Raw genomic sequence first — 12,144 nt, forward strand, 5'->3', positions numbered from 1 at the left:
CTACGGCGAACGAGGCATGAGTGCCTCCCTCAGCCGCCCCGCGAGCCGCTGGACGTGGGGCGGTTGCAAGAGCGTGTAGTGGGTGCCGGGGAGCACCTCCCGCGTCAGCTCGCCCTGGACGTGCGCGCTCCAGCCGTCATCCCCGCGCGCCGGGTCGTCGCCCGCCTGGAGCAGGAGGACGCGGCCGGTGAACGTTCCGGGACGGTGGTGCTTCAAGGCCCGCAGGTTGTGCGTGAAGACACGCAGCAGCGTGCGCCCCTCCTGCGTGGCCGCTGCCTGCTCCGCGAGCTGACCCTGGTCGAGCTCGAACAACGCGGCCACCCGGCCCGGGTCGTCCACGTCGAACGGCACCCGGTCGTCCGTCGCCGGGCTGGGGTCGATGAGGGCCACGAACTCCACGGTCTCTCCCCGGGCCTGGAGCTGGCGGGCCATCTCGAAGGCCACCACGCCTCCCATGGACCAGCCGCCCAGCCGGTACGGGCCATGGGGCTGCACGGTGCGCACCGCGGCCACGTAGAGCGCCGCCATCGCCTCCACCGAGTCGAGCGGCGGACGGCCTCCATCGAGCCCCTGTGACTGGAGCCCGTAGAAGGGCTGCTCCGGCCCCAGCTGCTTCGCCAGCGCCGCGTACGCGAGCACGTTGCCGCCCACCGGATGGACGCAGAAGAAGGGCCGTCGCGAGCCCTCGCGCTGGATGGGCACGAGCGGAGAGAAGACCTCGGGTGCCTGACGCAGCAGCCGGGCCAGCGTCTCCACCGTGGGCGCCTGGAAGAGCGCGGCCAGCGGCAGCTCGCGGTGGAAGCGCTCCCGGATGCGCGCCATCAGCTTCACGGCGAGCAGGGAGTGTCCGCCCAGGTCGAAGAACGGCCGCGTCACGCCGATGGGCCGCACGCCCAGCAGTTCCTCCCAGAGCGCCACCAGCTCCCGCTCCAGGTCGTCGCGCGGGGAGACCTCGGTGGCTTCGGAAGGACGGGCGGCCGGGGCCTCCGGGACGTGCATCCGGCGCAGCTCCTCCTCCGTCAGCAGGGGCCTTGGGTCCAGGGGCGCGTCGGGCGCGGCGAGGAGTGTCTCCAGCAGCGTGCTCCAGCGCTCCATCAGCCGCTGGACCGTGGCTGCGTCGAAGAGGTCCGTGCTGTACGTGAGCGCTCCCTGGAAGCCCTCCGGCAGCCGCGTGAGGGCCAGGTCCAGGTCGAACTTCGCGGTCGTGGTGGTGAGCTCCATCGCCGTGAGCGTCAGGCCCGGCAGCGAGGCGTCCGGATCCGGCGTGTTGTGCAGCGCGAAGAGGGCCTGGAAGAGCGGGGTGCGGCCCAGGTCGCGCTCGGGCTGGAGTGCCTCCACCAGCCGCTCGAAGGGGAGGTCCTGGTGTTCGTACGCGCCGAGCGTGGTCGCGCGCACCTGCGCCAGCAGCTTCCGGAACGACGTGTCCCGGGGGAAGCGGGCCCGGAGGACCAGCGTGTTGACGAAGAAGCCGATGAGCCCTTCGGTCTCCGCGTGGCGGCGGTTCGCGATGGGCGAGCCCACCAGGACGTCGTCCTGTCCGGCGTACCTCGACAGCAGCCACTGGAACGCGGCCAGGAGGACCATGAAGGGCGTGGCGTTCTCGCGCTTCGCCAGCGCTTCCACCGCGTCACTCAAGGCCGGTGTCAGCTGGACGGGCAACAGCGCGCCCTGGGCGGAGCGGCGGACCGGACGTGGCCGGTCGGTGGGCAGCGCCAGCGCATGGGGCGCTCCTTCGAGCTGGCGCCTCCACCAGCCGAGCTGCCCCTCCAGCACCGGGCCTTCCATCCACGCGGCCTGCCACCGGGCGAAGTCCGCGTACTGCACGGACAGCTCCGGCAACGGTGACGGCTGGCCCTGGCGGAAGGCTTCGTAGAGCGCCACCAGCTCGCGCACGAGCACGCCGAACGACCAGCCGTCGGACACGCTGTGGTGCGTGCAGATGACGAGCACGTGCTCCCGGGCATCCAGACGCAGCAGGGTGAAGCGCGCCAGGGGACCGGTGCCCAGATCGAAGGGACGCAGCGCCTCCGCGTCCACGCGGCGCCAGACCTCTGCATCGCGCTGCTCCGCGGGCAGGGACTCCAGGTCCTCCGTGCGCAGCGTTCCCGTGGGCGCGGGATGGATGCGCTGGTGGGGCGTCCCGTCGTGGGTCTCGAACGTCGTGCGCAGGGCTTCGTGCCGTTGCGCCAGCGCGTCGAAGGCCCGCTGGAGCGAGGGCACATCCAGCGCACCGGTCAGACGCAGCGCGAAGGGCATGTTGTAGAGCGGGCTGCCCGGCTCCAGCTGATCGATGAACCACAGCCGCTGCTGCGCGAAGGACAGGGGCGCGAGGCCGTCCCCCTGCATCCGCGTCAGTGGAGGCAGCGCGGGCATCGCGTCCGGCAGCCTGCGCGCGAGCGCGGCCACGGTGGGTGCTTCGAAGAGGGTCCGGACGCGCAGCTCCACGCCGAAGTGCGCGCGCACCCGGGCCACCACCTGCGTGGCCAGGATGGAGTGCCCGCCCAGTTCGAAGAAGTTGTCGTGACGGCCCACGCGGGGCACGCGGAGCAGTTCCTCCCAGATGGAGGCCAGGCGCGCTTCCGCGGGAGTGGCGGGAGGCTCCGAGCTTCGAGCGGGGAGCCTCGACGCATCCGGTGCGGGCAGGGCCTTGCGGTCCACCTTGCCGTTCGGCGTCAGGGGCAGGACGGGCAGGGCGAGGACGGCGGCCGGCACCATGTAATCGGGCAGGTGTCCGCGCAGGTGCTCATGCAGCGGAGCGGTGTTCACCTCTGGCGTGACGTAGGCCACGAGTCGCGCGTCGCCCGGGACGTCCTCGCGGACCAGGGCCACGGCGTCGCGGACGCCCGGCTGTGCGCGCAGCAGGGTTTCAATCTCGCCAGGTTCGATGCGGTGGCCGCGCAGCTTCACCTGGAAATCCAGGCGGCCCATGAACTCGAGCGTCCCGTCCTCGCGCCAGCGGGCCTTGTCGCCCGTGCGGTACAGGCGCGCGCCGGGCTCCGTGGAGAACGGGTCCGGCATGAAGCGCTCGGCGGTCAGGTGCGGCCGGCCCAGGTAGCCGCGTGCGACGCCCTCACCGGCGAAGCACAGCTCTCCGGGAAGACCGAAGGGCACCAGCTCCTGCCGCTCGTCGAGCACGTACGCGCGCAGGTTGTCCAACGGCCTCCCGATGACGGGCAGGGCGTGTGACGTCGCTGGGATGTCCCAGACGGTGGCGTCCACGGTGCATTCCGTGGGGCCGTAGGCGTTGAAGGCCCGAGTGCGCCGGGTCGTGGCGAGCCGCTGCCACATCACCTCGTCCAGCGCCTCACCGCCCACCAGGATGAGTGACGGCACGCGGGAGCGCTCCAGCATTCCGGCGTCCAGGAGGAGCCTCAGTTGCGCGGGCGTGCAGTCCAGCGCGTCCACCCGCTTCTCCTCCAGCCACGTGAGCATCCGCTCCGGCTCCAGCCGGAGGTCTTCCGGAACAGGGCACAGGCAGTGGCCCCCCAGCAGTTGGAGCACCTGCTCGATGGAGGCGTCGAAGAACAGGGGAGCGTTGACGCTGACGCGGAGCCCCGAGGGCTGATCCGCATAGGCGGTCCGCAGCAGCGCATGGCGCAGGTGCAGCAGCGATCGGTGCCGCACCATCACACCCTTGGGCGTGCCGGTGGAGCCGGACGTGTAGATGACGTAGGCGAGGTTCCCCGAACCCGCCGCCGGCGGCAGGTTGTCCGAAAACCTGTCCGACTGTCGGACAGGTTCGCGGTTCTTCGGCGCCGCCGCCCCGGTCTCCACAAACCTGTCCGGCTGTCCGACAGGTTCGACGGCTCCCACCGTCGACCCGGCCTCGCCAAACCTGTCCGACTGTCCGACAGGTTCGCGGTTCCCAGTCGCTACCGGAGCCCCCTCGCTGAACCTGTCCGAGTGTCCGACAGGTTCGTGGTTCACCGGCGCTGCCGGCGGGCTTTGGCTCAGCCTGTCCGACTGTCCGACAGGTTCGCGGTTTCTTGGCGCTGCCGGCGGGCCTTCGATCAACCTGTCCGAGTGTCCGACAGGTTCGAGGGCTCCCGCCGCTGAGCCGGTTTCCTCAAACCTGTCCGACTGTCGGACAGGTTTTTCGTCGAGCCGCACCAGGTGGGCCACCTCCGGCCGCCATGCTTCTTGCAGGGCTCGCGTCGTCACCAGGACGGTCGCGCCACAATCCTTGAGGACGAACGACCTGCGCGCGGCGGGGGCGGAGGGGTCCAGCGGCACGAAGGCGCCCCCGGCCTTGTTCACCGCGAGCAGCGCGATGATGGCCTCCGCCGAACGCTCCAGGCACAGGGCCACCGTCACCTCCGGGCCCACGCCCAGCGACCGCAGGTGCCAGGCGAGCTGATTGGCCCGGGCGTTGAGCTGCCGGAAGGACAGCGTCGTCTCCCCGAACACCACCGCGTCGGCGTCCGGTGTCCGCGCCACCTGCTCCTCGAAGCGGCCGTGCAGCGTGCCTTCACCGTCGAAGGGCGACGTGCTTCCGGCCAGGTCGCTCAGGAGCTTTCGCCGTTCCTCTTCGGACACGAGTGACAGTCCGGACAGCGGTCCATCCGGCTGCGTGAGCACCGCGTCCAGCAGCACGCTCAAGTGAGTGAGGAGCCTCGCCATGCTGGGACGCTCGAAGAGGTCCGTGGCGTACTCGAGCGTTCCCCGGTAGCCGTCCTCGCGGCGGTTCAGGTCCAGGCTCAGGTCGAACTGGGACGTGGTGCGCTCCGCAAGGGCGGCGGGGCGCACGGTGAGGCCCGGCAGCGACAGCTCCGGCACCGGCGCGTTCTGGAGCGCGAACATCACCTGGAACAGTGGCATGCGCCCCAGGTCGCGCGTCGTCTGCAGGGACTCCACCAGCCGTTCGAACGGGACATCCTGGTGCTCGTAGGCGCCCAGCGTGGTGGCACGCACCCGCGTCAGCAGTTCCCGGAACGTCGTCCGCGCGCTGAAGCTTCCGCGCAGCACCAGCGTGTTGACGAAGAAGCCGATGAGCCCTTCGGTCTCCGCGTGGCGACGGTTCGCGATGGGCGTGCCCACCAGCACGTCGTCCTGGCCGGAGTAGCGGTGCAGCACCGTCTGGAAGGCCGCGAGCAGCACCATGAAGGGCGTTGCGCCCTCCTGCTTCGCCAGGGCTTCCACCCGCTCGGACAGGGCCAGGGGCAGGTGCGCCGGCACGGTGTCACCGCGCTGGGTGGAGACCGCGGGCCGGGGTTTGTCAGTGGGCAGCTCCAGCGTTCGCGGCGCTCCTTCGAGTTGCTGGGCCCACCACTCGAGCTGTGCCTCCAGGGCTTCTCCCTGGAGCCATGCGCGCTGCCAGAGCGCATAGTCCGCGTACTGCACGGGCAGCTCCGGGAGCGCGGGCGGCCGGTCCTCACGCAGGGCCGCGTAGAGGGCGGTGAGCTCCCGCACCATCACCCCCAGCGACCAGCCGTCGGAGACGATGTGATGCAGGTGGAGCACCAGCACGTGCTCGTCCTCCGCGAGCCTGAGCAGCAGCGCTCGGATGACCGGTCCTCGCTCCAGGTCGAAGGGCCGCTGGGACTCCAGCGTCGCCAGGCGCTCCGCTTCGTGCAGCCGGGCTTCGGCGTCCTCCAGCGTGGACAGGTCCACATGCTCCAGCGGCACGGTGGCCCGCGCGTGGATGTGCTGCACGGGCTGGCCCGCCTCCATGCGGAAGGTGGTGCGCAGGGCTTCGTGCCTTGCCAGCAGCGCGTCCAGGCTTCCCTTCAGCGCGGCTTCGTCCAGCGCGCCCAGCAGCCGCAAAGCGACGGGCATGTTGTAGAGGGCGCTTCCCGGCTCGAGCTGATCGATGAACCACAGCCGCTGCTGCGCGAACGACAGGGGCAACAGCGGAGGCCTTGGGGCGCTGACGAGGGGAGGCACGTGGGCGTGATGATTCGTGGCGGCGCCCAGATGCCGGGCGAGCGCGGCCACGGTGGGCGCGTTGAACAGCTCCCCCAGGGGCAGCTCCACGCCCAGCACCGTGCGGATGCGCGACACCACCTGCGTGGCCAGGAGCGAATGGCCGCCCAGGTCGAAGAAGTCGTCGTGGATGCCCACCGCCTCCACGTGCAGCACCTCCGCCCAGATGGCCGCGAGCTGGGACTCCAGCGCGTTGCGCGGGCCTTCGCGCTGGGACCCGGTGGACGTGGGCGCTTCGGGCGCGGGCAGGGCCTTGCGGTCCACCTTGCCGTTGGGGGACAGCGGCAGGGAGGGCAGCGCCACCCAGGCAGCCGGCACCATGTAGTCGGGGAGCTGCCGCTGCGCGTGTTCCTTCACCCGGTCGGTGCCATCGCTGTCCTCTTCGAGGACCACGTAGGCCACGAGCCGCTTCTCTCCGGGCACGTCCTCGCGCGCGAGCACCACGGCCTCGCGCACGTCCGGGACCTGGCGCAGCACGGCTTCTATCTCCCCGGGTTCGATGCGGAAGCCTCGCAGCTTGAGCTGGAAGTCGGTGCGGCCCAGGAACTCCAGCGTGCCGTCGTCGCGCCAGCGGGCCCGGTCTCCCGTGCGGTACAGGCGCGCTCCCGGCGTGGCGGAGTGGGGATGGGGGATGAACCGCTCGGCGGTGAGGTCCGGCAGCTGGAGGTAGCCCCAGGCGAGGCCGTCTCCGCCGACGTACAGCTCACCGGGGAGCCCCGGCGGCAGGGGCTGGAGGTGCGCGTCCAGCACCCACGCGCTGGAGTTCGCCAGCGGCCGCCCGATGGGCACCGAGCGCTCCACCGTGTCTCCAGCCCGCAGCGTGTGCGTGGTGGAGAAGGTCGTGTTCTCCGTGGGGCCGTACCCGTTGACGAGCACGGCGTCCGGCGCCATCCGCGACAGGTGCTCCCGCACGCGAGGCACGGGCAGCACGTCGCCTCCCGCCAGCACCTGCCGCACTCCCGCGAGCGTGGCGCCTTCGTGCAGGACCATCTGCTCGAAGAGGGCGGCGGTGAGCCACAGCGTGGTGACGCCCTCCACGACGAGCAGCGTGCCCAGCTCCGACAGCGAGAGCGCTCGCGGCGGTGCGAGCACCAGCTTCGCGCCATGCAGCAGCGCGCCCCAGAGCTCCAGCGTGGACGCATCGAACGCGACCGGCGCGGCCTGGAGGAACACCTGCTCCGGACCGAACGTGATGAAGCCGTTGCCCCGGACGAGCCGCACGATGCCCCGGTGGGGCACGCTGACGCCCTTGGGGCGGCCCGTGCTGCCTGACGTGAACATCACGTAGGCCAGCGCCTCCGCGGGCACCCGCACGTCCAGCGCCGTGTCCGGCTGCTTCGCGAGGAGGTCCCCCTCCGCGTCCAGCAGCACGAGGAGCCCGGCCACCGCCGGCAGCTCGTCCGCCAGCGCCTCCTGCGTGACGAGCACACCGACGCCCGCCTCCTGGAGCACCCAGGCCGTACGGTCCGCGGGAGCCTTCGCCTCCACGGGCACGTAGGCCGCGCCCGCCTTGAGGATGCCGAGCATGCCGGTGATCAGCTCCGGCGAACGCTCCACGCACAGCCCCACGCGGTCCCCGGGCCTCACTCCCATCCGGCGCAGGTGGTGCGCGAGCTGGTTCGAGCGTCGATCCAGTTCGCCGTAGGTGAGTTCACGCGCGACGTTCCCGGCCGGCATCCTCACGGCGACGGCGTCCGGCGTGCGTGCGGCCTGCTCCGCGAACAGCGCGGGCACGGAGGTGTCGCGTGGGTACTCCGTCCCGGCGCCGTTCCGGGTGACGAGCACCTGCCTCCGCTCCTCGGGAGTCAGCAGGGGCAGGCGGGTCAGCGGGGTCGTGGGCGAAGCCACCGCGGCGTCGAGCAGCACCTGAAGCTGCCGGGCCATCCCGGCCACCGTGCCGGGGGTGAACAGGGCGGTGTTGAAGTTGAGGCCTCCCGTGAAGCCCTCGGGCGCGCGGTGCAGCAGCAGCTCCAGGTCGAAGCGGATGGCGCCCGGGTCGGCGTTCATCGGCTGGAGCGTCAGGCCGGGCAGGGCGAGCGGCGGCAGCGGCGCGTTCTGCAGCGTGAAGGTGACCTGGAAGAACGGCGTGCGGGACGCGTCGCGCGCCAGGTGCAGGTCCTCGACGAGCTTTTCGAACGGGAGGTCCTGGTGCTCGTAGGCGCCCAGGGTGGTGTCTCGCACGCGCGTCAGCAGGGAGAGGAACGTGTCGTCCTCGCGCAGCCGGGTGCGCAGGACGACGGTGTTCGCGAAGTAGCCGATGAGCGGTTCGGACTCGGCGTGGCGGCGGCCCGCGATGGGGGAGCCCACCAGCACATCATCCTGACCGGCGTAGCGGCCGAGCAGCACCTGGAACGCGGCCAGCAGCACCATGTATGGCGTGGCGCCCTCGCGCTTCGCCAGGGCCTCCAGCGCTTCGCTGGACGCCTGTGGGAGCGTGAACGGCGTCAGGGCGCCCTGGAAGGTCTGCCGGGCTGGACGCGGATGATCCGTGGGCATCTCCAGGTGTGACGGCGCGCCTTCCAGCTGCCGCCGCCAGTAGCCGAGCTGCGAGTCCAGCACCGCGCCCTGCAACCAGCCGCGCTGCCACAGCGCGTGGTCGGCGTACTGCACGGGCAGCTCCGGGAGCGGCGCGGGGAGGTTCTGAGCGAGGGCGGCGTAGAGCGCGCCCATCTCTCGCACCAGGACGCCGGTGGACCAGCCGTCGGAGATGATGTGGTGCAGGTTCAGCACCAGCACGTGCTCCGTGGGGGACAGCTTCAGCAGCAGGGCCCGGAGGAGGGGCCCCTGCTCCAGGTCGAACGGGGTGCGTGCTTCCTCGCGGGCCAGACGGTCCGCCTCGGCGCGGCGCTGCTCCAGGTCCGGGAGGCCGGTGAGGTCCACCTGTCGCAACAGGAGCGGACCGGGCGCGTGGATGACCTGCTCCGGCGCGCCTTCGTATTCGCGGAACGTGGTGCGCAGGGCTTCATGACGGCGCACCAGCCGGTCGAAGCTCCGCTGGAGCGCGCTGACGTCGAGCGTGCCCTCCAGGAGGAGCGAGAACGGCATGTTGTAGGCCGTGTCCGCCGCGCCCAGTTGATGGATGAACCACAGCCGCTGCTGCGCGAACGACAGCGGCAGCACTGCGGGCCGGACCGCTCGGGTCAACGGCGTGAGGCCCGTGGGTTCGGCCGGAGTGGGCGCGACGGTGAGGGTGGGCGTGATGCGCCGGGCGAGCGCTTCCACCGTGGGCGCTTCGAACAGCGTGCGCAGCAGGAGTTCCTGGCCCAGGCGTGCACGCACGCGCGCGGCCACCTGCGTCGCGAGCAGGGAGTGTCCCCCCAGCTCGAAGAAGCTGTCACGAACGCCGACCTGCGTGATGCCGAGCACCTGCGCGAAGATCTCCGCCAGGGCCCGCTCGGTGTCATCGCGTGGAGCGATGGGTCCGGTGCGTCCGGCGGTGGTAGGGGCGTCCGGCGCGGGCAGGGCCTTGCGGTCCACCTTGCCACTGGAGGTGAGCGGCAGGGCCTCCAGGCGGACGAAGGCGGAGGGCACCATGTACTCGGGCAGCCGCGCTTGCAGGAACGCGCGCAGCCCCGTCACGTCGAGCATCCTGTCTTCCGTGCTGACGTAGGCGACGAGGCGCGGGCCTCCCGTGCCCTCCTGGCGGACGGCGCACACGGTGTCGCGCACACCCGGCCAGGACTGGATCGCGGCCTCAATGTCGCCGAGCTCGATGCGGAAGCCGCGCAGCTTCACCTGGAAGTCCGCTCGGCCCAGGTACTCCAGCGTGCCGTCGGGGCGCCACCGGGCGATGTCGCCCGTGCGGTACATGCGGGCTCCGGGCGTGGTGCTGAAGGCATCGGGGAGGAAGCGCTCGGCGGTGAGGGTAGGGCGGCGCCAGTAGCCCCGGCCCACCTGCACGCCTCCGATGAACAGCTCGCCCGGGATGCCCATGGGCACCGGCTGACCGTGGCGATCCAGGACGTACATCGCCGTGTTGGCCACGGGCCGGCCGATGGGGACGATGCGCAGGGCCGTGTCGCGTGGGCACTCCCATGACGTCACGTCCACGGCGGCCTCGGTGGGGCCGTAGAGGTTGTGCAGCGTGGCGTGTGGCAGCCGGGCGTGTGCACGGAGGACCAGGTCCGCGGGCAGGGCTTCGCCGCTGCACATCACCTGGCGCAGGCGCGTCAGGGACTCCAGGCCAGGCTGCTCCACGAAGGCGCGCAGCATGGACGGCACGAAGTGCGCGGTCGACACGCCCTCGCGCGCCATCAGCGCCATGAGGTAGTCCGGCTCCTGGTGTCCTCCGGGCCTCGCGAGCACCAGCCTCGCGCCCGTCATCAGGGGCCAGAAGAACTCCCATACGGACACGTCGAAGCTGAACGGCGTCTTCTGTAGCACCGTGTCATCAGGCGTCAGGCCGTAGCGCCCCTGCATCCAGCGCAGCCGGTTCACGATGCCCGCGTGCGCGTTCATCGCGCCCTTGGGACGGCCCGTGCTGCCGGACGTGAAGATGACGTAGGCGAGCGAGTCCTCACCGGCCAGGGGCACGGGACGGGTCGTGGATTCTCGAGCAAGGGTCTCCCACTGGGTGTCCAGCGCGATGACCTGCGCGGGCAACAGGGCGCGGAAGCGCTCCTGGACGAGGAGCACGGGCGCGCCGGTGTCCTCCAGCATCCCGGCGAGCCGTTCCGCGGGCGTGGCTGGATCCAGCGGCACGTAGGCGGCTCCGGACTTCAGGATGCCCAGCAGCGCGATGACCATTTCCAGCGAGCGTTCCAGGCAGACGCCTACCAGCGTCTCCGGGCCCGCACCGTGCGCCCGCAGGTGGTGCGCGAGCTGGTTCGCACGGGCGTCGAGCTGCGCGTACGTGAGGCGCTGGTCCTCGAACTGGACCGCGATGGCTTCCGGCGTGCGCTCCGCTTGCGCTTCGAACAGTTGGTGGAGCGTGGCGCCTCGCGGGTACTCCACGCGCGTGTCGTTCCATCCGCGCAGCACCTGTTCGCGTGCGGCCGGGGTGAGCAGGGGCAGGGTGGTGACCGGGGCGTCCGGTGTGGCGACGACGGCCTTCGCCAGCTCGGTCAGGTGCTCCGCCATGCGCTCCAGTGTCGCGGCGTCGAAGAGGGCGGTGGCGTACTCCAGGCGGCAGCGCAGCCCATCGCGTTGCTCATAGACCTCCAGGGTCAGGTCGAACTTGGACGTCGTCACCGGCACGTCCACGCCGCCAATCTGGAGCCCGGCGCCTCCGGTCGTCTGCGCCTCCGGCACGTTGATGACGTTGAGGATGACCTGGAACACCGGCGTGCGGCTCAGGTCTCGCGGCACCTGGAGCACGTCCACCAGCTGCTCGAACGGCATGTCCTGGCGTGCGTAGGCGCCCAGGGCCTGCTGCTTCACGCGGGCCACGAGTTGCCGGAAGCCCGGAGCCCCGCCGAGCTTCGCCCGGAAGGCGAGCGTGTTGACGAAGCAGCCCAGCAGGCCCTCCACCTCGGGACGCGACCGGCCGGCGATGGGGGTGCCCACCGCGAAGTCGTCCTGTCCGGACGTGCGGGAGAGCAGCACCTGGAACAGCGCCATCAGGACCATGAAGGACGTCGCGCCTTCGCGGCGGCCCAGCGCGAGCAGGGGCTCGGACAGCTCGCGAGGCAGGTGGAACGCGTGGGCGGCGCCCGCGTAGGACTGCGCAGCGGGGCGAGGACGGTCGGTGGGCAGCTCCAGCGGCGGCGTGCCCTGGAGTTGGTCCCTCCACCAACGCCCTTGCTCCTCCAGCACCGGGCCCGTCAGCCATGTACGCTGCCACACGGCGTAGTCGGCGTACTGCACCGGCAGCGGCGGCAGGACGGACGGGACACCCGCGCTCGCGCAGGCGTAGAGGACGGGCAGCTCGCGGCTGAGGACCAGCGCGCACCAGGCGTCGGAGACGACGTGGTGCAGGAGCAGATGGAGGACGTGCGTGTCGGGAGCCAGCCGCAGCAGCAGTGCGCGCGCCACGGGGCCCGTGTCCAGACGGAAGGGCGTGGCGGTGTACGCCTGGCAGCGGCGAAGCATGGCGGCTTCCCGCGCTTCGGCCGTGGCGCCGGGAACATCTTCGAACTCCAGGGGAAGGGTGCCGGTCGCGTGGATGACCTGCACGGCCCCGGTGTCGCCCAGCGCATAGGTGGTGCGCAGGACCTCATGACGCTCCACGAGCGAGTGGAGCGCCGTCTGGAGTGCGCTGACGTTCAGCGTCCCCGTGAGCCG

At 71.4% G+C, this 12,144-nt stretch carries 1 protein-coding gene (cut by a window edge); it reads right to left on the reverse strand.

Features of this window, described 5'->3' with window-relative positions; translation table 11 throughout:
* On the reverse strand, positions 1-12,144 hold the 3' portion of the coding sequence (locus D7X96_RS16220) for a non-ribosomal peptide synthase/polyketide synthase (RefSeq protein WP_121770133.1). The gene runs 20,064 nt beyond the window's last position; only the last 12,144 of its 32,208 coding nucleotides appear in the window; its start codon lies beyond the right edge, outside the window — the gene reads right to left on this strand; its stop codon occupies positions 1-3.

This window comes from Corallococcus interemptor, from assembly GCF_003668875.1.
Taxonomy (GTDB): Bacteria; Myxococcota; Myxococcia; order Myxococcales; family Myxococcaceae; genus Corallococcus; species Corallococcus interemptor.